24 protein-coding genes and 1 pseudogene are annotated in these 23,264 nt (G+C 58.8%); 11 read left to right on the top strand and 14 right to left on the bottom strand.

All coding sequences use genetic code 11. The features are described from left to right. Positions 1 to 75 precede the first annotated feature (75 nt). From repB to MAFF_RS00675, 3 genes are all read right to left on the bottom strand, one after another. A complete protein-coding gene (repB, locus tag MAFF_RS00665; RefSeq protein ID WP_010916133.1) occupies positions 76 to 1,041 on the bottom strand; it encodes a plasmid partitioning protein RepB in 966 nt (321 codons plus the stop codon). A 77-nt stretch (positions 1,042 to 1,118) separates the two neighbouring features. Then, positions 1,119 to 2,321, bottom strand: coding sequence for a plasmid partitioning protein RepA (repA, locus tag MAFF_RS00670; protein WP_010916132.1), 1,203 nt, complete (start codon positions 2,319 to 2,321; stop codon positions 1,119 to 1,121). A 587-nt stretch (positions 2,322 to 2,908) separates the two neighbouring features. After that, positions 2,909 to 4,696: a PAS domain S-box protein gene (locus MAFF_RS00675; protein ID WP_044547282.1), complete on the bottom strand. Its 1,788-nt coding sequence runs from the start codon at positions 4,694 to 4,696 to the stop codon at positions 2,909 to 2,911. Positions 4,697 to 5,417: 721 nt separating this feature from the next. Here MAFF_RS00675 and MAFF_RS00680 point away from each other — a divergent pair. Further along, positions 5,418 to 6,248, top strand: coding sequence for a PRC-barrel domain-containing protein (locus MAFF_RS00680; RefSeq protein WP_244420557.1), 831 nt, complete (start codon positions 5,418 to 5,420; stop codon positions 6,246 to 6,248). A gap of 237 nt (positions 6,249 to 6,485) precedes the next feature. On the opposite strand, the gene MAFF_RS00685 is transcribed toward MAFF_RS00680, so the two are convergent. Continuing rightward, positions 6,486 to 6,974 (bottom strand): hypothetical protein, encoded by a 489-nt coding sequence (locus MAFF_RS00685; RefSeq protein ID WP_157865847.1) that lies wholly within the window; start codon positions 6,972 to 6,974, stop codon positions 6,486 to 6,488. 651 nt (positions 6,975 to 7,625) lie between these two features. Continuing rightward, positions 7,626 to 8,153, bottom strand: coding sequence for a ferritin-like domain-containing protein (locus tag MAFF_RS00690; protein WP_010916127.1), 528 nt, complete (start codon positions 8,151 to 8,153; stop codon positions 7,626 to 7,628). 1,088 nt (positions 8,154 to 9,241) lie between these two features. On the opposite strand from MAFF_RS00690, the gene MAFF_RS00695 reads away from it, so the two are divergent. Beyond that, positions 9,242 to 9,934 carry a response regulator gene (locus MAFF_RS00695; protein ID WP_010916125.1) on the top strand — a complete coding sequence of 231 codons (693 nt, stop codon included), beginning with the start codon at positions 9,242 to 9,244 and terminating at the stop codon, positions 9,932 to 9,934. Here the strand turns inward: MAFF_RS00695 and MAFF_RS00700 are convergent. Both MAFF_RS00700 and MAFF_RS38895 read right to left on the bottom strand, forming a co-directional pair. Next, positions 9,931 to 10,176 carry a hypothetical protein gene (locus MAFF_RS00700; protein ID WP_010916124.1) on the bottom strand — a complete coding sequence of 82 codons (246 nt, stop codon included), beginning with the start codon at positions 10,174 to 10,176 and terminating at the stop codon, positions 9,931 to 9,933. The genes MAFF_RS00695 and MAFF_RS00700 overlap by 4 nt on opposite strands. 1 nt (position 10,177) lies before the next feature. Further along, on the bottom strand, positions 10,178 to 10,372 hold the full coding sequence (locus tag MAFF_RS38895) for a hypothetical protein (protein ID WP_157865849.1): 195 nt from the start codon (positions 10,370 to 10,372) through the stop codon (positions 10,178 to 10,180). A gap of 267 nt (positions 10,373 to 10,639) precedes the next feature. On the opposite strand from MAFF_RS38895, the gene MAFF_RS00710 reads away from it, so the two are divergent. The 4 genes and pseudogenes from MAFF_RS00710 to MAFF_RS00725 all read left to right on the top strand — a co-directional run bounded on the left by MAFF_RS00710 (position 10,640) and on the right by MAFF_RS00725 (position 11,988). After that, positions 10,640 to 10,849 (top strand): hypothetical protein, encoded by a 210-nt coding sequence (locus MAFF_RS00710; protein ID WP_010916122.1) that lies wholly within the window; start codon positions 10,640 to 10,642, stop codon positions 10,847 to 10,849. After that, the gene (locus MAFF_RS00715) at positions 10,850 to 11,311 is read left to right on the top strand and encodes a hypothetical protein (RefSeq protein ID WP_010916121.1); all 462 of its coding nucleotides are present in this window, start codon (positions 10,850 to 10,852) and stop codon (positions 11,309 to 11,311) included. It abuts the gene before it with no gap. 155 nt (positions 11,312 to 11,466) lie between these two features. Further along, positions 11,467 to 11,682, top strand: coding sequence for a hypothetical protein (locus MAFF_RS00720; RefSeq protein ID WP_157865851.1), 216 nt, complete (start codon positions 11,467 to 11,469; stop codon positions 11,680 to 11,682). Further along, a pseudogene (locus tag MAFF_RS00725) lies at positions 11,679 to 11,988 on the top strand (hypothetical protein). Before MAFF_RS00720 ends, MAFF_RS00725 begins: the two are co-directional and overlap by 4 nt. Positions 11,989 to 12,428: 440 nt before the next feature. On the opposite strand, the gene MAFF_RS00730 reads toward MAFF_RS00725, so the two are convergent. The 3 genes from MAFF_RS00730 to MAFF_RS41115 all read right to left on the bottom strand — a co-directional run bounded on the left by MAFF_RS00730 (position 12,429) and on the right by MAFF_RS41115 (position 14,369). Beyond that, positions 12,429 to 13,499, bottom strand: coding sequence for a YihY/virulence factor BrkB family protein (locus MAFF_RS00730; protein ID WP_010916120.1), 1,071 nt, complete (start codon positions 13,497 to 13,499; stop codon positions 12,429 to 12,431). Between the two features lie 462 nt (positions 13,500 to 13,961). Next, positions 13,962 to 14,147, bottom strand: a complete 186-nt coding sequence (locus MAFF_RS00735; RefSeq protein WP_010916119.1) for a hypothetical protein — start codon at positions 14,145 to 14,147, stop codon at positions 13,962 to 13,964. Between the two features lie 99 nt (positions 14,148 to 14,246). Continuing rightward, positions 14,247 to 14,369, bottom strand: coding sequence for a hypothetical protein (locus MAFF_RS41115; RefSeq protein WP_280111400.1), 123 nt, complete (start codon positions 14,367 to 14,369; stop codon positions 14,247 to 14,249). A 193-nt stretch (positions 14,370 to 14,562) separates the two neighbouring features. Here MAFF_RS41115 and MAFF_RS00745 point away from each other — a divergent pair, with 193 nt between their 5' ends. Then, positions 14,563 to 14,802: a hypothetical protein gene (locus MAFF_RS00745; RefSeq protein WP_044547289.1), complete on the top strand. Its 240-nt coding sequence runs from the start codon at positions 14,563 to 14,565 to the stop codon at positions 14,800 to 14,802. Positions 14,803 to 14,954: 152 nt separating this feature from the next. On the opposite strand, the gene MAFF_RS00750 is transcribed toward MAFF_RS00745, so the two are convergent. Further along, positions 14,955 to 15,254, bottom strand: a complete 300-nt coding sequence (locus MAFF_RS00750; protein ID WP_010916116.1) for a DUF1236 domain-containing protein — start codon at positions 15,252 to 15,254, stop codon at positions 14,955 to 14,957. A 613-nt stretch (positions 15,255 to 15,867) separates the two neighbouring features. On the opposite strand from MAFF_RS00750, the gene MAFF_RS00755 reads away from it, so the two are divergent. Both MAFF_RS00755 and MAFF_RS00760 read left to right on the top strand, forming a co-directional pair. After that, positions 15,868 to 16,212: a low affinity iron permease family protein gene (locus tag MAFF_RS00755; protein WP_044547292.1), complete on the top strand. Its 345-nt coding sequence runs from the start codon at positions 15,868 to 15,870 to the stop codon at positions 16,210 to 16,212. Between the two features lie 126 nt (positions 16,213 to 16,338). Then, entirely contained in the window at positions 16,339 to 17,739 is a 1,401-nt protein-coding gene (locus tag MAFF_RS00760) for a phospholipase D family protein (protein WP_010916114.1), read from the top strand. Between the two features lie 248 nt (positions 17,740 to 17,987). Here the strand turns inward: MAFF_RS00760 and MAFF_RS00765 are convergent, their stop codons facing one another. The 3 genes from MAFF_RS00765 to MAFF_RS00775 are packed head-to-tail and all read right to left on the bottom strand — an operon-like array spanning position 17,988 to position 20,481. Beyond that, positions 17,988 to 18,797, bottom strand: a complete 810-nt coding sequence (locus MAFF_RS00765) for a metallophosphoesterase family protein (RefSeq protein WP_010916113.1) — start codon at positions 18,795 to 18,797, stop codon at positions 17,988 to 17,990. Beyond that, on the bottom strand, positions 18,794 to 19,774 hold the full coding sequence (locus MAFF_RS00770) for a diacylglycerol/lipid kinase family protein (RefSeq protein WP_244420559.1): 981 nt from the start codon (positions 19,772 to 19,774) through the stop codon (positions 18,794 to 18,796). The genes MAFF_RS00765 and MAFF_RS00770 overlap by 4 nt, the downstream gene beginning before the upstream one ends. Beyond that, the gene (locus MAFF_RS00775; protein WP_157865853.1) at positions 19,735 to 20,481 is read right to left on the bottom strand and encodes a phosphatase PAP2 family protein; all 747 of its coding nucleotides are present in this window, start codon (positions 20,479 to 20,481) and stop codon (positions 19,735 to 19,737) included. The genes MAFF_RS00770 and MAFF_RS00775 overlap by 40 nt, the downstream gene beginning before the upstream one ends. A 184-nt stretch (positions 20,482 to 20,665) precedes the next feature. Here MAFF_RS00775 and MAFF_RS00780 point away from each other — a divergent pair, with 184 nt between their 5' ends. Both MAFF_RS00780 and MAFF_RS00785 read left to right on the top strand, forming a co-directional pair. Next, the gene (locus MAFF_RS00780) at positions 20,666 to 22,195 is read left to right on the top strand and encodes an ATPase domain-containing protein (RefSeq protein ID WP_010916110.1); all 1,530 of its coding nucleotides are present in this window, start codon (positions 20,666 to 20,668) and stop codon (positions 22,193 to 22,195) included. Continuing rightward, positions 22,192 to 23,232 carry a sensor histidine kinase gene (locus MAFF_RS00785; protein WP_010916109.1) on the top strand — a complete coding sequence of 347 codons (1,041 nt, stop codon included), beginning with the start codon at positions 22,192 to 22,194 and terminating at the stop codon, positions 23,230 to 23,232. The genes MAFF_RS00780 and MAFF_RS00785 overlap by 4 nt, the downstream gene beginning before the upstream one ends. The last annotated feature ends 32 nt before the right edge of the window (positions 23,233 to 23,264 follow it).

A 23,264-nucleotide genomic window follows, 5' to 3' on the forward strand; every position in this document is an offset into this window, starting at 1 on the left:
TGCGATTCTCAGCTTGCTACAGACGAGAAGGGCTTCCGCGACGGCGACGTTCGGGGGCCTTTTTCTTTTGCGGTTTCAGTCTCCTGTTCTCTTAGACATTTCCGATTGCCGGAACGCTTCGAAAAGCTCGTCCAGCCGTTCGGTGATGAACGCACCGAACGGCGAGGCTTCCCTTGCTTTCAGGGCAAGCGTGAACACTTTTCCGGTGTCGGTGATCTTGGCCCGCACCGACCTGTCTTGCGGCGCCCAGGCCTTTTCTCGTGTCTTCGGCGCTGCCGGCGAACGTTTCGCCGGAGCGTTCAGGTAGTCGAAAAGAAGCGCAAATCGTGCGTCACTGCTTGGCTCCGCGAAATCAGCGCTCTTCACATAGTCGGCCGCCCTGCCCGCGTTCCCAGGATGCTCCATGAGCTTGGCCAGTTGCCACCACCTGTCCCGTCCGACGGCCTTGGCCGAGCCAACAGCCACAATGACTGGCTCGGGGATATTGCCGGTCACGGAGCGCATCTTCGAAAAGGTCGTGTCATCGAGCGCCAAAGCGGACTTCACCGTGTCCGAGGTGTGGCCGCGCTTGAGAATGCGATCGGCAAACAGGGTCCTCTCGATGAAGGACAGATTGGCCCTGGCGGCATTCTCCTGGCCCTGGGCGATGACATGGTCCTCGTCGCCCATCTTCTTGACGACGGCGCGGACCGGCCTTCCCAGCTGGCGGGCAACCTTGACGCGGCGATGGCCGAATACTGTCTGGAAGCGTCCTGAAACCTCCGGATGCGGTCTGACCAGAATCGGAGAATCTTGACCTCTCTCGCGAATTGCCGACAGCAACTCCTGATACGCCTGATCGTCTTCGTCCAGGCGGTCCGAGACGAACGAGGTGTCAACCAGGGCAGGATCGAGATCGACGACGGAACTCTTGGAGAGCTCCTCGAAGGATTGCATGATCGAGCGGGAGGCACCACGAACGGCATACCCCGATACATCCTTGTTATCGGCCACCGCAGCGACGGGTCCCATCACACTGCCGAAAATATCCTTACGGGCCATTCAACCGCCTCCGTGAGCGGCTAGCGATCTGATTCCACGAGCAAAATAGCCGGTTTTTACTGCCGTAAAGTTCGCCGTCATGACCGACCCCACGCACGATGGATGAGTGTGACGATCTCGGCGTTCACCGCGTCGAGCGATTCCAAAGCGCGGTCATATGTCGAGCGGGTGAAGGCCGATTTCTCCACCTCGTAAAGTGTTTGCTTGGTGAGGCCTGCATCGGAAATCGCCGTCGACTTCAACATCGGGTTTTCCAGGATCTGGCCGGCAAGCATGGACTGCATGAAGCCCACCATCTGCGCCTGCGGAATATCGGTCGGTTCGTAGCGCGTGATCAGGTAGCGAAACCAGTCAAGTTCGATCGCGGCGCCGGCGGCCTTGATGGTCTTCAATATGCCGCCAAGCATCAGAAGAAACTGGCTCATCGACATCAGGTCGAGCATCTGCGGATGGACCGTAATGAGAACCGATGTCGCCGCCGACATTGCCGTCAAAGTCAGATAGCCAAGCTGGGGCGGGCAATCGACAACGACGACATCGTACCGATCGTCAACCTCCGACAACGCTTTGGCCATGCGCGTGAAGAACTGGCGGCCGGCACTGGAGGTTTTGTCTTGCATGGCGAGCGGCGTGTCATACTCGTATTCCTGCAGCTCGAGATTGGCGGGAATGATGTCGAGGCCGGGGAAATTTGTCGGTATGATCACATCCGCAATCGATCTGCGTTCGTCGTCATACCTGATCGCTTCATAGAGCGAGAGGTTGCGATCGAGCTCGGGCTGGAAGCCGTGCAGAGCAGACAGCGAAGCTTGCGGATCAAGATCGATCGCAAGAACCCGATGACCAGTCAGCGCCAGGTGCTGGGCGAGGTGGGCTGCCGTGGTCGTCTTGCCGCTGCCGCCTTTGAAATTGACCACCGCAACCACCTGGAGCTTATCGCCAAGCTTGCGGTGCGGAACGTACTTCTTGACTTCAGTCCTGCCATGCTGGTCCAGGAACTGCCTGAGCTCGAGCATCTGTGTAGCCGTGTAGGAGCGACGGCCGGAAGGACTTTGGTCAGGCAACGGCCCCTTGCCTTCGAGATGGAGACGCTTCAAATTGTTCTGCGAGACCCCGAGGTAGTGAGCGACCTCCGCCATCGAGAATGTGCGTAGCGTCTTCGTCGCATTGGGCGGAAATTTCTCCATCCGAAGCTGGTTCAACCGCCGGGAAATCTCGGCGCCCTGTTCGAGGATTTTGTCATCGAACTCGAAACGTGGCAGCCGGATGGAGACATTCATTCTCGTCGAAACCTGAATTGGCGCTTTTTGTAAGCAATGCCCACAACAAGCGCCATTAAGCTCCGATTCGGACTTACCGGCAAGAAGTTTTGGGTTAACAAAAGGTTAACGCTGGCCAGAGCGCGGCCAATCGCACTGACCGCATCCAGAAATTTACCGCAGTAAAAAAATCGCAGAACGATATTGAAAACATGGATTTGCGCGCACCAGACGCGACCATTCGGCGGAGCAAAGTTTCAGATCGTAGGTACGCGGTGGTGTTGCCAAGACCGCTATGTTGAGACGCATGCTGACGGCCAGCATCGCCAGACCGAGGCCAAAGACTCCTGAAGACGGCTCGTCACATTTCCCGGCTTCAACACATCGTCGTGTCAATGCGGATGAAATCTATCGGGGTAGGGGCCGGCAATAGACCAGCGGTACCAACCCGTCACGATGCGCAAACAGCACCGCTTGCTGACAAAGTGAAATCGCAAGCCAATCCCGCGCGGACCGCCAGCCGGGCGACGAGGGGGTGTTCCGGCTGGAGATTCCGCATGGCCAAACGAGTGACGAACGCCCGTCTCCAGCAAGGCTACTTTAGGCTTCTAATCCTGATTGGCAACGGAACGGTCCAGTCCGGCCAACGGCGCTTCCAGGTTCCATGTGATCCCATGCGAACCATATTCAAGATTTCCCCGTCCGCCCACGGCTTCAGGTGCAACCCGCTCCAGGACCACGGTTCCAAAGCCGCCCTGTCTGATGGTCGTGACTTGCGGCCCATCGGTCTCCGCCCAGGTCAGGTGGAAGAGCCGCGATGTACCGGAACCGCTGATGTTCCATGTAACAGAAATCTGGCCGTCATCGCCGGAGAGCACGCCATACTTCGCAGAGTTGGTCGCGAGTTCGTTGAAGGCAATCCCGAGATATTGGACCGCATTGGGGCCAAGCACGAACGACGGCCCTGACATATCGATCATCTCACCGCGGGGAAATGGCTGGGCCTGCGCCGCCAAAAGTTCACGGATGGTAGCTCCCTTCCAGTCGGCCGACACAAGCAGGTCGTGGGAGCGCGACAATGCCATGATGCGCTGGCGCACCTGGGCTTCAAACTGCTTGGGCGTCTCCGATCGTTTGTTGGTCTCCCGGATCATCGACAGGATAACGGAATACTGGTTCTTCACCCGGTGATTGACCTCGCGCATCAACATGCGGATACGCTGCTCGTTTTCCCTGGCCGATGTGATGTCCCGGGCAATCTTCGAGGCGCCGACGATCTGCCCTGTTGCGTTACGCACGGGCGATATCGTCAGCGAGACCGGAACCAGGCTGCCATCCTTGCGCCGACGTATCGTTTCATAGGTATCGACGCGCTCGCCACGGCGGAGGCGCTCAAGGATGCGAGGTTCCTCGTCCTGGTGGTCGTCGGGGATAAGCATGGTTACCGACTTGCCGATCGCTTCGCTGGCGGTATAGCCAAAGAGCTTTTCGGCGCCTCGATTCCAGCTCTTGATGATGGTGTTGAGATCCTTGCTGACAATAGCGTCAAATGAGGATTCCACGATCGCCGACAGGTGCTGCCTGGTCTCTTCGGCACGCTGGCGGTCCGTCAGATCGAGCAGCATATTCACGGCGCCAACGAGGCCGCCCTGCTCATCGCGCAGCGGAGTGGGGTAGGGCATGAACGGGAAAAAGGACCCGTCCGGACGCTGCGCTATGGCCTGCTGGTTGCGGACCGGCCGGTTTTCCTTGAGGGCGACCGCCATCGGGCATTCGTCGTGCGGCAGCTCCTTGCCGTCAGTGGTGAACAGCTTGAACGTTACGCACCATTTGTCCTTGCCGACCTGAGGCTCCCGCCCTGCCAGATCGGCAGCGGCTCGATTGTAATAGGTAATGATGCCGTTCTGGTCAGTCGTGTAGATGGCGACCGGAAGGCCATCGAGAATCTGGTGATAGGCGTTGTCCTGCTGCCTGAGTTCTGTCCGTGTCCGCTCGAGGTCAGTTACATCGACAGTAAAGCATCTGGTGTTGACTAGCTTGCCGTCGCGGAAATGGCCGCTCGACGTAAGTTCGACGTGCTTGATGGACCCGTCACGGGCGCGCAAACGCGCCGGATATCTGGCAATCTGCTCACCACGGGAGAGCCTACTCAAAATGTTGGTGATCACGTCCCGGTCGGGATAAAACTCAGTAATGTGGCGACCGACATAGTCCTCTGCCGGATAGCCGAGGAGATCGAGCTCCGCCTTGTTAGCATGCAAGATTAGGCCATCCGCGCTCACCAGATGGAGCGCGATGGCACCGTTTTCGAAAAAGTCCTGATAGTCGAGGTTACCGCCCAGGACCATTGCCGGTTTCTTGACGGCGGCAACGTCGGCCTGCGGTAGTTCAGTCATTCGAGGTCCCCGATCTAAACGGGCCACAACGCGCCGTCTAAACAATTGTTCCAAGTCGCTGCCTACATGTCGGAAGTGAAGGGGGTGGTTAGCTGAAGGTAAAGGGGTCCGATCTCCTGACGCAGACGCTGACCAACTGGCCCAGAAACAGCTTGAACAATTTACGCACGACGGCGCTTTTAGCGCGGCGAGTTACCCGCCCCAGGACCTCGAACTGGACATTGACTGGCTGTCGGCGGGCTTGTGCGAGGCAATCGCCCACTGCTGTCGACCGATGAACGTGCCCCACTTGAGCATTGCCCGCGTTTCGCGCGGTTTAGGTCCGACACCAAGCATGACGGCGACATATAATTCGGCAAGAGTTCCCTTCACGTTGTGAAAGACAACCGGCGAGGAACGTTCCCGCTACGCGCCTGGCAACTGGCTCGAGTCCCGAGGGGACTTGCTGACACCCCCCGGCCAGCCCTCGGGCGGGGTGGCCCATGGCTCCCGCGCTATAGTCCGTTGGGGCCTTCTTTCCACGCTACGCACGGCGAGTAACTTCTCGCTCGAACTTGGCAAGGCCGCCCGCAAAGTAAGCGTGGGGCGGGCTGTGGGCCGCTGGCTTCAGCGGGCGGGTGTCGTGGGAACCTCGATCAGCGCATTCCGTTGTGATGCATCAAGTTGCCGTCCTGTCCGGGCAACGGGCAGGGCGTGCGACGACAACGAAAGGATCACCACGATGAGTTACAAAAGTCTGGCTACCGCCACCGCGCTAGCGACCCTTGTTGCCTCAGGCGCTTTTGCCGCGAATGTTGTGACAGCGGCGCCCGCGGACACCAATGCTGCGACAACTGCTGCGGTCGCGCCAAATGGCAGCCTTGTTTCCAAAATTATCGGCGCTACCGTTTACAACGGAACGGACGCTAATGCCCAGACGATCGGCAAGGTCAATGACGTCCTGCTTGCGAAGGACGGCAAGGCGCAGTCTCTCATTATCGGCGTCGGAGGCTTTCTCGGCATCGGTGAAAAGAATGTCGCTTTCGACTTCAACAAGGCCCAGTGGGCCGAAAAGGACGGCAAGCGCTGGCTTGTGATCAAGACCACCAAGGAAGATCTCCAGGCCCAGCCGAACTTCGATACCAAGGCCTATGACCCAACCTTGGCTTCCAACACACCCCCCGCGTCCACGACAGTGGTGACCGACTCAACCACTACCGCAGCTGTAGATAAGACGGCTTTGACCGCCGTTCCGATCGACAAGATCCGGGCCGAGGATCTGGTCGGCACGACCGTCTATGGCGCCAACGACGCCAAGGTTGGAAAGATCGGCGACGTTGTGCTGACGGGTGACAAGAAAGTCGACGCAGTCCTGATCGATGTCGGTGGGTTCCTCGGGATAGGCGCCAAGGAGGTGGCCGTTGGCATGGACAACCTCAAGTTCATGACGGACAAGTCAGGAAATAAGTATCTATATACAAACTTTACAAAAGAGCAGTTTAACGCGCAGCCGGCCTATGAAAAAGGCAGCTACGCTAACGCGCGTGACAAACAACGCATGATCGCGAACTAGAGGGGCTTGGCCTGTCCGTTGAATGGACGGACGCGCTCTCCGCGACCTGGTTCCTATCGACCGGGTCGCGGGCGATTCGTTGGGCGGGTCCAGCGGCAGGCTAATACAACCAAAATAGGGGCGGCTTGTGCCAAACGAGTTCAAACCGAAGAGTATTTGCGCTTCGCGCAACACTGTGTGCGCGGCGCCTAATGATACGGATAGGTGCTCGCCTGCCCCTAGAGGCTCATCTTTCCATTACCGCGCAGCTCTGACAAGCCGCTCAAGTATCTGGAAGTCATCCAAATCCTTGTAGGGCGTCAGATCCAAGTCCACCGGGACGCGTTTCAGCTTTTCCTCATCGATCGGCTTTTCATGGGCTTTCATCATCCGTTGGTAGGTTCGCCATGGCAGCCCCGCCCCTCGCACGGCGTCGCGCTCGGCGCGCAAGGCGACCTGGTGCGCGTGTAGGTAGTGAAGCCGCAGCTCATCGAGCAAGGCCTTTTCGATGATTTCGTGGGTTACCAAGAACGGCGCTAGCCTGAAGTCCCGTCCCTTCCAAGCTAGTGTCCGGGGCAGGTGCCGGTCGATGTAAATGGTCTTCGCGTCGTCGCTGTAGCCGGCAATATATGGAATGTCGAAGTCATGGCTAACGTTGACCCGCCTGTTCAGTGCCGTCACGACGTCAGCCAAGACGCGATCATCCAGCTCCTCGGAGGTGTGGCGAACTTCGTTGTCGAGCTTCAAGGCGGCTATATCCGTTGGCCCCACCGACGAACCCCGCAATCCATGAAAGGTTCCGATCGCGCAGTCAGATGGTCTCGATGTGGAAGGTTTAGACATAGAGGAGTGCTGCGTCCTCAAAGTATTGCGCTCGGCCTGGAGTAGGCCGCATGCGCACCCAGCACCAGCGCAGGCCGACCATGCACCCCCGCGGGGCGTGCGGCGCTACCAGGAAAGAGGCCTGATCGCTTCGAAGACTCCGCGGGTAAGTTCCTTTTAGCGCCCGGTACCAATCCTCGCAGAAATCGCAGGCTGCGTTCTTACCGGTCTTTTCGCGGCGGCTAAATGAGGTGCGCAGGTTTTTCGGGTTCGGCGGAGCCATGCGCTTGAGCATCGGACTGTGCAGGAGTCGCGCAGGCCGGACAGTCGATCGAGACTGTGCTGCGGGAGCGTGCTACGGCGCTCGACGAGATGATTGCGGCAAGCGCCGCGGCACGTGGGCAGGGCGTCGCCTTCGACCGCCAGCCGACTTAGGTCAGAGGATGCTCGTCGCTCTAACCCCTCGTCTCGCTCCCCGGGCGTCTTTGAGGCTAGCGCCGGATGTCCGTCGACACGCGAGGGCTTGTAGCAAACCGGCGGGTGAGGGGTCCTAAACGGGACCCCTCCACTGACGGATCAGGCGGCCTGCTGTTCGGCAGCCCGGTCGTTTACGCCCGCCTCGCCAAGCGACGTCAGTGCTTCGTCGGTGGCTTTTTCTTCTTCCAGGTTGGCGTTGAGCAGTTCCGCGACATCATCCCTGCCAAGAGATGTCGCCCACGCAATCAGAGTGCCATAGCGCGCGATCTCGTAGTGTTCGACCGCCTGCGCGGCGCCTACCAGACCTGCGTCCAGTGAGACCGAGCCTTTGTACTCCTCGAGAATGTCGGAGCCTTCCTCGAGAATGCCGTCGATGGCCGGACAGGTTTTGCCTCGGGCCGCCGTGCCGAGAATCTCAAATACTTCTTCCAGCCGCTCGACTTGGCCTTCGGTCTCCGCAAGATGCTTTTCGAAGGCGGCGGTGACCTGCTGGTCGTCCGCGCCCCTTGCCATCTTCGGCAGCGCCTTCAAGATTTTCTTCTCGGCATAGTAGATGTCTTTCAGGCCTTCGACAAACATGTCCTCGAGGCCTTTATTGGTGGCGGTTGCCTTCTTCGTAGCTGCCATTGCGATGTTCTCCTTGTTCATGGACCCGTGCGGGTAAGATCTCCAACTTCATTGGACGCGCGGGGTTCCATAGCAAGTGACCAGGTCAGCCTTCCTTGGGTTACCTCTACCGTCCCGAACTATGGACCCCATCGGGCCGACAGCTGCGACGAGCCCTTCAGCAGGATGAGAACGGTTGTGCCGCTGGCTGCTGGCCGAGACTGCGCTATCAAAGTGCTCGCCTGCGCAGCAGGCCGACCAAATGCCGTTCAGGACGACTTTTCGCGATAGGTGGGGCCCCGCGGCACCATCAGAACAACTCCTCGATTTCGGCAGCGCTGCTTTTGCTGCGCGGACGAACGACCAGTTCTAAGTCGCGTTGCCTGACGCAGATGAACCTTATTTCCAAGGGCCAGTTGCGTGAGGTCGGCCTGCCTGCGCACGCGACGGAGGGTGGCGCCGAGTTGCCTTTCATTGCGTGCGATCTGGCAGGCCATGATAAGCCTTCAGAGTTTGATATACGCATTCGCGTATTGTGACCCAATATACGCGATTGCGCGTATACAGCGCCATTATACGCGAAGGCGGATAGGCACTATTGCGCCGGCCCACTGAAATCTCGGACGCGAAGCAAGCCGGCCCCGCCAGACGACCATCGACGGCATATTCACGCCGGACTGGACCGTCGCGCTGGACGACGTGCGCAGCAGGCACGCGCTGCGTGGGTCGTGCCAGACCTGCTTGCATCACGCGCAAGTCGCGCCCTTGGTGCCGAAAGCGTTACCCAAGTGATCTTCGAGGCGATGCGTCGTCGCAAGCGGCCCGGCCAGCCTTCAGGTGGAAACAGGACTAACCGGGCCGCGCCGGCCGTTTGAGGAAGCCGGGCGAAGGAACGAATTTTACTCTCCTGTCGTCTGCTCTCAACAGAAAATGAATGGACGATTTTAACGGATCGTGATTGCTGGTTTGTGAGCCGATATCCCTATGGCGGGAAGCGGCCCAAGAGCATGCGGGCCGCGCCAAAACGGTTGAAGCGGACCGAACGCAATGGGTTCGCCGACGCATCAGCCAGCGGCGGTCGTCTCGAAAATACTGCCCGAGGAGCAAGCATGATTGGCACTATCCGCATCGCTATTGTCGACGATCATCCGCTGTTTCGCGAAGGCGTGACGCGCAGCCTGTCGGAGATCGGAGGTTTCGAGATCGTCGGCGAAGGCGCGACAGCGCAAGATGCCGAACGCATCGCCTCGACGGTGCAGCCCGACATATTGCTGCTCGACATCTCCATGCCGGGCGGCGGCCTGTCGGCGGTTGCAAGCATCCTTGCCGTCCATCCCGCCCAGAAGATCGTCATGCTGACCGTTTCGGAGACCAATGCCGATGTAACCACGGCGCTGAACGCCGGCGTGCAGGGCTATATCCTCAAGGGTGTCGGATCGCGCGCGCTTGCTGAAATCCTCCGCAACGTGGCGGCCGGCGAGAGCTATCTTTCGCCGATGTTGTCGGCGCGGCTGCTTTCCGATCTCCAGTCCCCGCAATCCGCCAACGGCGTGGCGGACCGGTTGCGGCAGCTGACCGAACGGCAAACGGAAATCCTGCGGCTGGTGGCGGAAGGGCTCTCAAACAAGGAGGTTGCCTTGCGCCTGGAGCTGCAGGAGAAGACGGTCAAGCACCACATGACCGGGGTGCTGTCGAAACTCAATGTGCGAAACCGCACTGAGGCGGCTCTCATGATGCGCGACCGTGAAAGGAACCCGCGCTCGAAAGCGCAAAAGAGGGTGCCATCAATCGGAGCTTCCTAAAAGGACTTTCCGGCCCGCATCATGGCCCGAGCAATGGCAAGCTGTGTTTCGGTCCTGGCGTTCTCTTTCTGGGTCATACTGTCCGCCGCGATAAGCCGCTTGAGTGACTGCAGAGTTTCGCCGCGCGACCAGCCTGCCTCCAGCATGCAATCGACGATGGCTTGGAAGCCGGGCTCCATCGCCTCCTGGCAGTCGATGACGCGGTCCGGATAATCGTCCGTTTCTCTTGGTCGACTAATCATCTCACCCCGCCAAATCCATGTCGCCGTGTTCGCGATGCTCGAAACAGAACCAAAGCGATGGCTGTCTCGGTTTGGCAAATCCGAACGGCGCCCGTTTCCCGCACCCCCTAAACTCGCAGACATGATTTTCGATCCGTCCACTTTGCCGCAGCGCCGCCATCATGCCCTCGGCAAGCTTGATTGGTTCGTCGCTCATCCGTAGATCATTTCCTTTTGCGCCCTCATCGCCCTTGTGCGCAAACGACGAACTTGTCACCGACAGCCTGCAAGGCTGTATGGCGGGCATCTCGCGCCAAACCGCGGCACATCTCGGGCTGCTCGGACTTGTTGCGGTGACCGGTTTCACGGCTTCTGTCTCCAAATTGCCTACAGTGAACAAAATGAGAACATTAAAGTCAATACCCCCTTGACCTGACAGGAATATGTTCCTTATTTCTGACTGCATCTGAGCAGGAAACGGGCCATGGGAAAGCGCCAAAATGCGCCGATCGGCGAAGCTATGTCCGAATTGGGGTTGGCGGCCCAGCAAGCCATTGCTGCAGCCGGTGGCGACGCTGTGGTCGCCTTGCTGACCGCTCTAGCTAGGAACGCCGAACTTGAACGGGAACTCGCTTTGTCACGCGCGGCGGTCTCCAATGGCTTTTCTCGCGGCTGGCATAAGGCGCGCCCCTAAATGGTGGACACCGCCGAAGACAATTTCCGGATCGAGGTATGGGACCGGGAGGAGAAGACGCATCTCGAAACCATCTGTCGATCGCCGGACGCTGTGGTGAGCCAGGCGGCCTGGCACGCCGCCATCCGGCGCCGGCCGGGCATGATGCTCATTCATTACAACAGCCGCCACGTCATGGAGAAGATTATTACGCCGGGCGAGGTGAAGGTCTCGCCCCAGACGATCATCGACGGCAGCATTCACGCCGGACTCGACGTGGCTCTCGGCGACCTCCGCGGCTGGCACACGCTGCGAGCGTGGTGCAAGACCTGCTCGCATCATGCGGAAGTGAAGCCCGCCAGCTTGATCAAGAGGTACGGCAAGGAAGCCCTGTTCAGCTCGGTGGAGCAGGCGCTCTTGTGCACGAGTTGCGAACGGGGCGGACCGGTGAGGTTGGAAATCCACAAGCTTCCAAGGAACTGAAGGGATTTTGAGAATGCACGACTTGATCGAATTCTTCCGGACCAATGCCGCTCTGGTGGTCGCCAACCCCTTTGCCCTGCCAAGGGAATGTTGCATTTGGAGCGGAACCAGCCCCTGCAGGGGTGGTTATCGTTGATCACACGGAGGACCAAGACATGTCTGACAACGAAAACCATCGCGAAACCGGGGCGACAAAATATCCGGCAAAGACTGGCGCCGACGCTTCGGATACTTTCTCTCAGGACGCGGCCGGAAACAAGAAGCCGAAGAATGGCGTCGGACTGACGCGCCCCGTCAATGAGGTGGACGACAAAACCCACCAATCAGACGGGCAGAACCCATCCGGCCAGGTAAAGAGTTCTCGGCCATGAACGTCGACAATCTTCAGCTGGAAGGTCTGATGACGGCAGTCGCGTCGATCAACTATCTGCTGGTCCAAAAAGGCCTGCTTTCAGTTGACGACATCGATATCGCGTTTGCGGAAGTCCGAAGCCAATGTCATGGGCGATGAGCGCACCTACGAAGACATGTCGCCGTCCAATAGCGATGCCATCTGCTTCCTATCAGGGGTTCTGCAGATCGCGAACAATGCCCAAGGTGTATCCAACATTCCACCGTTTGTGGAACTCGCGAAGATGGTTGGACAAACGAAAGAGCCTTACCACGATCATAGGTAGTGCCATTCCTTTACTTAAGTGACCGCTACATCTCGCTGTTTTGAGTAATGCCCGCTTCGCCATTCTGGATACGCGCGGGGACACCGTCGATTTTTTGGGCCGGACGCCCGCGGGCCACCATGGATCGTCTCGCCATCACTTAGAAAGCCAACTCCCGCCAGTGCATCCGAGCGCATGGCAACGAGCATGTCGCCGACCGGTGCGTTTGCCTTCTCGCGGTTATTGATCATCCTACTTGGATGGAATGTTTCCATTGATCGCAGTTCGGGCAATGGCAGTAAATTCCATCCATCTCTTCGCTGCCGCAAAGCCGGACTGCCCGCCACAGGACAGCGCCGTGCGAGCGTCCAACTCGGTGGGCCGGCATCCTGCGGGCAATGACATGACTGGCTGTCCAAGCGCTCCAAAGGGAACTTATTACCGTTGGTGAAATGTGGCAGTCAATCCGCGGTCTTGCCCAACGTGTCGGCCACCACCGCGCCACGCTTGCCCATGGGCAGGGGCGGGCCTGTGGTCGAGTCTACGGCTGTCTGATGCTCCATCTCGGCATTGATGGCTGCGCCAGCAATAAGGATGATGACGGAAATCCACGTCCACATCATCAAACCGACAACGGCGCCGAGCGACCCGTAGGTAGCGTTGTAGTTAGCGAAATGCTGCAAATAGAACGAGAAGAGCCACGACGCTGCGATCCACGCCACCGTCGCAATCAAGGAGCCCCAACTCAGCCAGCGCCACTTGGCTCGTTCGCGGCTTGGCCCAAAGCGATAAAGGAGGGATATTCCGGTCAGCATCGCACCCACCAGGATCGGCCACCGGGACACCGCGACAAGCGTCTCCGTCCAAGCATCAAGATAGAAATAGCGCAAAAGTGCCGGAACGACGCCCACGGTGAGGAGCAGCAGGATGCCGATCAGCAACGCTCCGACGGTGAACAGGATCGACATGAGGTTGAGCGCGATGATGCTGCGTTTTTCGCGTTCCTCATAGGCGATGTTCATCGCATCAAAGAGGGCTTTCATGCCGCTGTTGGAACTCCACAGCGCGATACCAAGGCCAATGAAGAAGCCTATGCCGAGAGCACCGGGTTTCTGGCTGGCCAAGGCTTGCAGCTGGCCGCGAATGAGGTCCAGCCCCCCTGACGGAAGCAATCCGCCGAGATATGCGACATGGTCCGCAACCGTAACTGGATCCGCGACAAAGCCGTAAATTGAAATGAACGCGGCCAAGGCCGGAAACAGTGCCAGGAGCAGGTAGAATGTGGCGCCAGCCGCGACGAGCAGAACCCGGTCCTTGCTGAATTCCTCCCACAGGCGCCAGAAAATATCTTTCCACCCAAGCGCTGGTATCTGGGAGGGCCAAGCCGCGTCACGTCCGCGGTCTCCCTCCTCTGCTCTCAGAGCGGCCTTGCTCTCTTCCGTTGTTGAAGCAGCGCGACTGGCCGCTTCTTCATCGATTAAGGATGCCCCTTTGCGGAGTGGCTGCTGACTCCGTTTCGCGTTCGAAGTCACTCTTTTAGCCTCACTGTACGCCACATTCGACCAAGACTCTAGCATGTGCGACCAGCGCGTCCCTCCCTTGGCGTGGTGCTGGGGTGCCGTCGAGCGCTTTCACCAATTAGCCTCCTTATGCCCGCGATTGAGTCCTCTCAACGCCATGAGCAGCATAGCTGTTCCCGCCTGCGGGCCGCCAAAGCCGTCGGGCTGCATTTTTCGGCGAGCGCGCATCTTTCTCAGACACATCTACGTTTGATGAAGTGCCCATCAGAGGATGGAAAGATGAAGGGTTAGCAAGGCCGATCGCTCCGAAGAACTTGCCAGCCAACACATTGCCCGTCTGAGAGGTGAGGTATCGCCGCCATCAAGAAATACATCGCGGAAACGATCGATGGAGTAAGGCGCCCTTGGCATTGGGCCCATGCGCTGCCGGCATTGACGCATTGCAGCTTGTCTCAGGTCGGGTTAACCGTGCGGTCAGTTCGCTGACTTCTTCTTGGCCGCCGTTGGATTTTGACCGGTCGCTGCCGACGTCTTGGCGTCCTTGGAATGAGCCGCGATCGCAGGGCCGGCGCCGGTTGCTTTGCGCATGTCTCCGCTCGGTTTTTTGTCGGCTGGCGCCTTGCGATCCAGGCCGGAGAAGAACTTGCCGAAGAAGCCCATGTCATGCTCCTGTTCGCGCCTCTGCGGCGCCGATGCGTTGATTGCGGACGAGCCCTGGTGAACAATTGATCAAGGCTCATCCAACGGCGACGAACCTTGCTACGCAGCTTCTGCGGCGACGTTGACCGCCGACCCGGGGTCCGTCATCTTCTCTTCGGCCAAGGGCCAGCAGTTGGACCGCTCGGTCAATCCAAGCTCGGACGCCCAGGCCTGCGTCGCCATCTCGGCTTCTCCTGGTTTGCTGGCCTCTATAATGAGGAACTTCGCGCTTGCCGACTGGTTCCAGCATCGAGCCAAAAAGCGAGGTCAGGATGTCGACGCGGCCCGGCGCCGGCGTAGCCTCACAGCACGGCGAACACAACCACCAGCACAAACGCTACACCCGTAACCAAAACCATTCCCGGCGTCCGCCCAATTGGAACGCCGCAAACACGTCTTGCGAGAGTTAACGAGCCTCAGCGGCCTGGCGACTGAGGCCAGTATATTTCATTCAGCCGAAATGGCTCTGCTGGATCGGGTGGTCGAGCAGCTGAAGCTCGAAAACCAATCATCTGACGCGCGTGACGCAATAGCCTCCGGAATCATCGGCAACTACATGGCAGGCATTGTAGACGAGGATGAACTGATTTCGCTGTCCAAGCCATTGGGACGTTAGAGGAGAGCGCGGAACTTAACCTCGCGGTCAAACTTATCGCTCCATGAGTACGCGCGGAACGCGCGCGTCCAAGGCATCGGATTTGAGAGATGTTCGTTTCAGTTAAAAACCCGCCGCCTTGAGAGGCGACGGGGTTTGGCCGGCAAGGTTGGTCAGTCGTAGACTTTGACGATCTTGTGGGTGCTTGGATCGACCAGGACCGTCCGGTTGTCAATCACGACATAGCGGTATTTGACGTTGGGAACTTCGCGAAGTTCGACCGTGTCGGGCAGCGCCGTGCCGATGTTGAGTTCCACTCCGGGAACCTTCACCGACGCAAGCGGCTGCTTCTTCACATATTCACGGATAACCGTGTCCTGCTCCGGCTGAATAATGATGTCTTCGGCCCTCGCGATGCCGACGCCTGCGAGCAGAAGAAATGCCGCGGCTGCAGCAGAGACATGCAATTTCATCGTTGTGCTCCTCGTGAGGTTGGCTCCGATCGGTGGTGTCGAAGCTCAACGGCCAACTTGGCGTGGATGCAATCGTTCCCTGGGGTGGACTTCAGTAGGGGAGACGGCTGGACCAAAGTCGGGTCGAATCCCGCAATGGTCTTGCCGGCCACGCAACTTGGAACGGTCAGCTGTCGCGGAAGTTGTCGGCCACGAAACCGGAGGAGCGAATTCATGGGCAGGAGTGATTGGTCAAGCGCGCTGGTTGCCATCGGCCGTTTTCGTTTTGGCGATAGCCCTGGTCATGATGGGTGTATGCCTTGATCGGACCTGGACAACCCACATTTCAAAATCAGCGCAGCTATGTCCCTTCCTGCGCTGATAACGGTTCGCTCGCTGCATTGCCGGCGAGCGAACCCGTCAACTTGAATTTAGCCAGCGACGGGCGATTGAATGTTCAACGACAAAAAGACTCGCTTCATAGAGGCCGGTTTCCTCCTGGCTATACCTATTTGCGTCGGCATCACCGCGCTGATAGCCGTATGCGCCTTGGCCAGGATATGATGGCTCGGTTGTATTCACGGCCCCGCTTGCAGCATCAGGGCCCGGTAACGCAATTGTGGGGCCGCACAAGATGAACCGCATCCTTTTCGTGGCGGCGGACTTCCTTTCCCGGCCACCGGGCTTCTACGTCATGATGGTCGCGATGGTGTTGTGCACCGCGCTGGTGCCGTTCGGAATGACCAACGCAGTCACCTATGCCCTTTCGGTGGCCGCCATTGTGATCACTGGCATTGTTCTTATACAGGGCTATCGCGATACCGCCGCCATTCACGCCAAGCTGGATGAGATCGTCGTTTCGCTGAGGGAGACCAGAAACGACGTTGTCGGCCTGGAGCATGCCGAGCCGGAGGAGATCCGCGAAAAGATTGCGATGCTCGAACAAGAAGCAGCGCAGCGAAATGGGCGAGCCACCTGATCATCATACAGGCGAGCTGTTCGTGAGCTCTCAGCAGGCTCAAGACCCTCGTGCAACCAGATCAGCGCTCGCGGGTTCTTGACCTAATGAAACGGCGCCTCGTTCTCCTCCGAAACTGGTCAGTCCATGGACGTCTCGATTACGCAAACATCGACCGATAAAATCAAAGCAGGTAAGAGCGGCCTGCTGCTGATTTCAGACAATTACGATGCGTTCGCCGCGCGTGTTTTGGCGGCAAGGGGCGCGGTTCGCACGCTCGATCTCATGTATTATCTCTGGCACGACGACCACACGGGACGCTTGCTTTTGCAGGAAGTTGTCCGGGCGGCCCAGCGGGGCGTGCGCGTCAGAATGCTGCTCGACGACGTCAATCCGCGCAAGAGCGATGCCGCTTATTTGGCGCTGAACAACCACCCAAACATCGAACTCAGATTGTTCAATCCGAGCGGCATCAGAGCGCGCGGCATCATGCGCGGCGCGGAAGTCCTCTTGCGGCTTTTTGCATTGACAAGGCGGATGCACAACAAGGCGTGGATTGCCGACGACAGCATCGCCATCGTCGGTGGGCGTAATGTCGGAGATGCCTATTTTGACGCGGCGGAGACGAATTTCCGTGACCTCGATGTGCTGGTCCTCGGTCCCGCCGTGCAACAAACTGCTCGAATCTTCCAGACTTTCTGGGCATGCCAGGACGCCAAGCCAATAGGTGAACTCGGCGCAGCCGCGCCGGGCTCGCATGCCCCTAATTTCGAGAGAAGCGACGCCGAAACCGAGTCGACGCTTTTGAGCGGTATCGGCGACAAGGGCTCCACCGCCGAGTTTATAGCAGCGAGCAGCGACGTACATTGGGTCGACCGCGTGCGCGTGATCTCTGACCCTCCGGAGAAGGTCCGAGGCTGGAGACCGCGCGGTTGGCTGATGAAGGAGTTGCTCCCAATCATTCAGTCGGCGCGCAAGCGCGTGGAAATCGTGTCCCCGTATTTTATCCCCGGCAAGAAGGGTTCAAAAATCCTCGGCGACCTCGTCGACGACGGAGTGCAAGTCGCTGTTTTGACCAACTCCTTGGCCGCGACCGATGTCGCCGCCGTCCACGGAGCCTACGCCAACTATCGCAAGCGCTTGTTGAGAAAGGGCGTACAGCTCTTCGAGCTTCAGCCCTTTAGTAGGCAGCCCAAGATTTCTGTATTTGGATCAAAGGGCGCCAGCCTCCACACCAAAGCGTTCAGCGTCGACGACAGGATCGGTTTCGTGGGATCATTCAACTTCGATCCGCGGTCCGTATCGTTGAACTCGGAAATGGGAGTGCTTTTTGAAGACCAGAAACTGGTCATGGAACTGCGGCACCGCTTCAAATCCGAGACTGCGCCGGAAGCAAGCTACCGGCTTGAACTCAAGAACGGGGTTCTGCGCTGGCATGGCAGCGATGAAGGCAGACCGCAAACCTATGCTCGCGAACCCGAGGCAGCATTGTTCCGCCGCATCCTGTCCGCCCTGGTCAGGTACCTCCCGATCGAATCCCAGCTTTAGCGGTGGCTTGTACTGCGGACTTTGGAACTGCTGCCTTGCCTTGCCGAGCGATGGGGATGGCGCAGCCAAGGCGAGCGTGGGACCAGCCGCAGTCGAAGTCCCGCAGGCTCGAGCAAAGCTTATGCAATTGCTGCTAACTGACACCTCGCAAGGCTGCGGGGATTGTTGCGCGAGCCTTCTCAGAGCGGCGAACCCGCTGAAGCGGGCGCCCGTTTTGGTGGGGGATGCCCTCTCCCCGACCGCGCCATTCACGTAGGTTTCCACCCGCCAGGACCTTGCCGAAAGGAATAACTGGCTGATGTTTCAAACCCAGACTGTGAAGGCTGCCAGGCCCGACACTCGACGGAGATCCTAGGGTGCTCAATGCGAATGATGTTAAACGAATTTGCCGCTCGGCGAAGCCGCGACGAAACCGCCGTGCCCGCTTGAATAAGCAGTGCCGCATAGCCGTCGATAAGGTAGCGCCTTGCGCTCGAACCGGCGCGGTGAAGATGCTGGTGGCCAGACAATATGATGTCGACGCCGCTGCGCGAGAAGGCATGCATTGCCAGATCCGCGCGGCCAACGATGCCGTCGTCGCTTTCCAGATCCCGCCCTTCGAAAGGATGATGCGTGACAACTATCCGGGTAATGTCATCGGACATATGTGCGAATTTTTCCGTCGCCGCCTTGAGCTGGCGGACGTTGATCCTGCCGTCCTTGATTGTCAGGGATCGTGCCGTGTTGATCCCGACAACAGCGACTTCGCTATCGGCGTAGAACGGGTCCGTGTCCGCCTCGATGTAGCGCCTGTAACGCGACAGAGGCGTCATGGCACGCGCGAAGACATTCCAGAGCGGCACGTCGTGATTGCCGGGCACCACGATACGGGGCCCAGGAAGGGAATCAAGGAAGGCGCGCGCCTGCAGGAATTCGTCTTTCCGGGCGCGCTGCGTTAGATCCCCCGACACGACGAGCAAATCAGAGTCGACGGCACGAACCTCAGCCGCGATCGCGTCCACAAGCTGGCTTTCTGTTTTTCCGAAGTGCAAATCCGAAAGGTGGACGAGGGTCTTCACTGAATTTCTCCGCTTTCAGCTACGACCACCGGTTCCGGTATTTTGGCAGGTGCGAAGACCTGCAGAGCCGCTGGCCGAATCTGAAAATTCAGGGGCGTGTTTATACTGACGGCTTCGCCGTCCAGAGAGATCAGCATGGCGCGTCTATGCGATGTGATTTGGAGCGAATTGGTGCGATAGATTTCCAGATCTCGTGTGGCGTCGACCATGCCGAAGGCGATCTTGAACGGAAGCAATGCCAGTCCAAACCAGGACTGCTGCTTGACGACATAAACGCACAGCTCTTTCGACGACAGGCTGCGGCGGCGGCCAAGATCGGCGATGTCGTAGAAATTGTTGCCAACAAACACGCAGGGCGTCCGCAGTCTTTCGCGGGTACCCTGGGCGGCGACGTGGACAGCCTGCCAGGAGGCGAATCTCAACGTTCTCATCAGAGCGGGTCCGATAGCCGCGAGCTTGCCTAACCCGCGGCGCCGCTGCTCGGCTGAACGCTTTGCTACAAAGAAGGGATAGATGCCGATCGATGAGTTGTTGAGAAAGACGCGGCCGTTGACCTCGGCGACATCGACCGCGACAGGCTTGCCGGTCGCGATTGTATCGATCGCCGCCGTCAGGTCGAGCGGCACACCCAAATCCTTGGCAAAGTGGTTTAACGTGCCGAGCGGAAGAACACCGAGCACCACATCCGTCCCCGCCAGCGCGGAGGCGGCGCTGCCGAGAGTGCCGTCGCCGCCGCCCACCACCAATATCGATCCATGGCCGGAGCTCGACTTGTTTTCGGCAACAAAGCGCTGAGCGAGCTCTCCCACCTCTCGCCCTTCTACCAATCGCACATCGGCCTCGACGCCACGTTCGGCGAACCCATCCCGCACGGCTCTCTCTATGTCGCCCTCGCGCGCCGCAGCGCCGGCCCTTTTGTTGATGAGCGCCATAACCTTCAAGTCTTTGGCCCCCGCTTCGGCCTTTCCTGAAACCATAAAGCGACTATCCAGCACAGGACCGCCCAGCCAGAGCCAACGCACCATCCGGCCAAGACATCCGTAGGATAGTGGACCGCCAGATAGACCCGGCTTATGCCAACGGCCACCGTCAGAAACACGGCAAGCAACATGAAATACACTTTGAGGCGCAGATCCTGACTTGCATGTGAAAGGAGAGCGCCTACGGTCAGGAACGTGATCGCCGAGAGCATTGCATGTCCACTCGGGAAGCTTGCCGTGAATACTCGCGTGACATGAGGAATTTCCGGCCTGGGCCGGTTGAAGCTCAGCTTGAGGATCGTGCCAAGCAGTTCGCCGCCGGCCACCGCCACCGCCATCCAAATGGCCAGTGCCCGCTTGTGGACCAGAAGCAGATAAACAACCGCTGCCAGCAGCACGAAGCCAAGAAACACCATGCTGCCGAACGAGGTCACATCCCTGGCCGCTTCCTGAAGCCATGGTGGACCGATCGGGTAGGCCGGATCGGCTGCGCGAAGGGTCGACATAATGGCCATATCAAATTTGGTTGTATCGCCTTCCAGGACTTCCTCGGCGAGCACCCCGAAGCCGAGAACGAGGCATGCGACAAGCACCCCCGCGATAAGCCTGTACTTACCTTGTGCGGAAGCACCACTGATCCGGGATGGCAAGGGAGGGCAGTCGCCGAGACGCACGCGCTCGATATCTGGGAATGGTTCTTTCAAGCGCCTGACCTCACGCTAGAGGCATAACGGGCTCGCGAGAACGAGGTTCCGCCAGCCATCACCGCGCTGAGACGTTAGAAATCTGCAACGACACGGTGCGACAGCCCCGACAACCTAACGCCGTCATTCCCTTTCTTGCGACTGACCCAAATTGCCTCTCTTGCCGAAGAGGGAACCATCGAAAATGGTATCCGTTAAGGAGTTCACGAAGAGCGAGCACGGCAACGTGGATCAAGACGACGCTTCACCAATATCATCTGGCGTGGAAGGCCTCGACTATGTCCTGCGAGGCGGATACGCAAAATTCCGTTCACATCTTGTAGAGGGCAGGCCAGGTTCAGGTAAGACCACACTTGGTCTGCAGTTTCTGATCAAAGGCGCGGCGGCTGGCGAGAAATGCCTTTATATAACGCTGTCCGAAAGCAAGCGTGAACTGCACTCGGTCGCGGAACGGCATGGATTTTCTCTTGACGGTATCGAAATCCTCGAGCTCGTCCCGCCGGAGCTGAGCCTCGATCCGTCGCAGTTACAAACTCTGGTTCATTCGTCCGATCTCGAGCTTGGTGAAACCGTCCAGTCAGCGCTCGCCGAAATCGAGCGCATGAAGCCAGATCGCGTGGTCTTCGATTCCCTGTCGGAAATTCGCCTCTTGTCGCAGGGCTCGTTACGCTATCGGCGGCAGGTTCTGGCTTTGAAAAGCTTTTTCCTGCTCAACAATGCGACGGTGCTTCTGCTTGACGATCTCACGGCTGAACATGACGATCTCAACCTGCATTCCATCAGTCATGGCGTCATCCGGATGGAACAGCTTTCGCCGATCTATGGCGGAGAGCGGCGGCGCCTGCGCATCATCAAAATGCGCGGCGTTCAAATTCGAGGCGGGTTCCACGACTTCGTCATTCGACCTGGCGGCGTGATGGTCTTTCCACGCTTGGTTGCCTCCGAACACGAGATGGCCGAGCATGGAACACCGGCTACCGGAAACGGTTCTGTCGACACGCTCGTCGGTGGCGGGCTGGACCGCGGAACCAGCACTCTCCTGATGGGGCCTTCTGGCGTCGGCAAATCGACCATCGCGTGCAGCTATTGTCATGCCGCTCTCAATCGCGGCGAGCATGTGCTGGTGCTTTTGTTCGATGAAACCAGGCGGATTTTCCTGGCGCGCGCGTCAGGCCTCGGCATGGACCTGGGGCCATTCGCCGACAACGGCAGTTTGCTGCTGGAACAGATCGACCCGGCGGAATTGTCGCCTGGTGAATTGTCGTCGCGCATCCAGTCGGCTGTGGAGCGCTCAAGGGCAAGGATCGTCGTCATCGACAGCCTGACCGGATATCTCAATGCCATGTCGGAGGAGCAGCATCTTGTGCTGCAGATGCACGAGATCCTGACATACCTTAATCAAAAGGGCGTTGTGACGATCCTGCTGTTGGCCAATCATGGGCTGATCGGGCAAATGTCAGCCCCCGTCGACATGACCTATCTCTGCGATTCCGTAATGCTCCTGCGCTTCTTCGAAAGCGGCGGCCGTCTGAGACGAGCTATTTCCGTGGTCAAAAAACGCGTCGGACCACATGAGGACACCATTCGCGAATTCAAGATAAGCGCCACCGGCCTGGCCGTTGGTGAACCACTAGAGGAATTTCGAGGGATCCTGACTGGCGTGCCCACCTACGAGGGTAAGCAAGGCAACCTGCTGCAAGACAAGGCGTCGTGATGCCTTCGGACCCTGGTGTGCTCGTGTTGGCACCGGTCGGGCGCGACGCGAAGGTCGCGTCGGCAATTCTCGCGCAGAACGACATCACGTCCCACATCTGCGCCACCCTCGACGAAGCAGTACCACTGTTGGACCAAGCCCAGTGCTTTTTGGTTACCGAAGAAGCCTTGATCAGTTCTGATCGAAATCGGTTCGCATCCTGGCTCAATCACCAACCGGCGTGGTCGGATTTTCCGATCGTGCTGCTGACGATGCGGGGGACGGAGATCGACAAGCGCCTGGCCTTTCTGGACCGCTATCTGATCGTTCTCGAGAGGCCTTTCCTGGCGTCGAGCCTGGCAAATTCGGTACGTTCGGCTCTGCGAGCCCGCACCCGTCAGCTTGAGGTCAAGTCCTATATTGAACAGAAGCAAGAGGTCGCCGACCGGCAGAAACTGCTGATCAGGGAGCTGCATCATCGCGTCAAGAACACACTGGCAAATGTCCGGGCGATGATGGGGGCGACCGCCAAATCGAGTGGCAGCGTCGATGATTTCGTGCGCGATTTCTCCGCTAGGATCGTCTCTCTCGCCGACACGCACTCGATGCTCACCGATGACTATTGGCAGATGGCTTCCTTGCACAAGCTGCTGGAGTCGGAACTGCGCCACTACGATACGAGCGACAGGTCGCGTGTTGTGCTCGAAGGGCCAAACGTAGCACTTGTCGCCGATATCGCGATCCCGATCGGGATGGCCTTTCATGAACTTGCGTCCAACTCATCGAAATATGGTGCGTTGTCCCGCCCTCACGGTCGTCTCGAAGTCAGATGGTCGCTGAGCAATTCGGGAGACGTGCGAATCCTCAATCTGGAGTGGCTTGAAATGGGCGGGCCGAAGGTCGAGCCACCAAGGCGGCACGGCTTCGGTACGACACTGCTGGAGAAAGTCGTAACTGTGCAGTGCCAAGCCAAGGTCGAGTTGAACTATCGCCCTGACGGTCTGCGGTTTACAATGGCCTTGCCGCTACGCGACACGAGGCTGGTCCCGGCATATTGACCTCTGAAGGTGGCCCCGCTTCGGCGGTGGCC

Origin of the sequence: Mesorhizobium japonicum MAFF 303099 (assembly GCF_000009625.1) — a bacterium.
GTDB classification, from domain to species: domain Bacteria; phylum Pseudomonadota; class Alphaproteobacteria; order Rhizobiales; family Rhizobiaceae; genus Mesorhizobium; species Mesorhizobium japonicum.

Coding starts and splice junctions, on each gene's coding strand:
- repB (WP_010916133.1), bottom strand. CDS start 1,041: ATGGCCCGTAAGGATATTTTCGGCAGTGTGATGGGACCCGTCGCTGCG.
- repA (WP_010916132.1), bottom strand. CDS start 2,321: ATGAATGTCTCCATCCGGCTGCCACGTTTCGAGTTCGATGACAAAATC.
- MAFF_RS00675 (WP_044547282.1), bottom strand. CDS start 4,696: ATGACTGAACTACCGCAGGCCGACGTTGCCGCCGTCAAGAAACCGGCA.
- MAFF_RS00680 (WP_244420557.1), top strand. CDS start 5,418: ATGAGTTACAAAAGTCTGGCTACCGCCACCGCGCTAGCGACCCTTGTT.
- MAFF_RS00690 (WP_010916127.1), bottom strand. CDS start 8,153: ATGGCAGCTACGAAGAAGGCAACCGCCACCAATAAAGGCCTCGAGGAC.
- MAFF_RS00695 (WP_010916125.1), top strand. CDS start 9,242: ATGATTGGCACTATCCGCATCGCTATTGTCGACGATCATCCGCTGTTT.
- MAFF_RS00700 (WP_010916124.1), bottom strand. CDS start 10,176: ATGATTAGTCGACCAAGAGAAACGGACGATTATCCGGACCGCGTCATC.
- MAFF_RS38895 (WP_157865849.1), bottom strand. CDS start 10,372: ATGAGCGACGAACCAATCAAGCTTGCCGAGGGCATGATGGCGGCGCTG.
- MAFF_RS00710 (WP_010916122.1), top strand. CDS start 10,640: ATGGGAAAGCGCCAAAATGCGCCGATCGGCGAAGCTATGTCCGAATTG.
- MAFF_RS00715 (WP_010916121.1), top strand. CDS start 10,850: ATGGTGGACACCGCCGAAGACAATTTCCGGATCGAGGTATGGGACCGG.
- MAFF_RS00720 (WP_157865851.1), top strand. CDS start 11,467: ATGTCTGACAACGAAAACCATCGCGAAACCGGGGCGACAAAATATCCG.
- MAFF_RS00735 (WP_010916119.1), bottom strand. CDS start 14,147: ATGGGCTTCTTCGGCAAGTTCTTCTCCGGCCTGGATCGCAAGGCGCCA.
- MAFF_RS41115 (WP_280111400.1), bottom strand. CDS start 14,369: ATGGCGACGCAGGCCTGGGCGTCCGAGCTTGGATTGACCGAGCGGTCC.
- MAFF_RS00750 (WP_010916116.1), bottom strand. CDS start 15,254: ATGAAATTGCATGTCTCTGCTGCAGCCGCGGCATTTCTTCTGCTCGCA.
- MAFF_RS00755 (WP_044547292.1), top strand. CDS start 15,868: ATGAACCGCATCCTTTTCGTGGCGGCGGACTTCCTTTCCCGGCCACCG.
- MAFF_RS00760 (WP_010916114.1), top strand. CDS start 16,339: ATGGACGTCTCGATTACGCAAACATCGACCGATAAAATCAAAGCAGGT.
- MAFF_RS00770 (WP_244420559.1), bottom strand. CDS start 19,774: ATGGTTTCAGGAAAGGCCGAAGCGGGGGCCAAAGACTTGAAGGTTATG.
- MAFF_RS00780 (WP_010916110.1), top strand. CDS start 20,666: ATGGTATCCGTTAAGGAGTTCACGAAGAGCGAGCACGGCAACGTGGAT.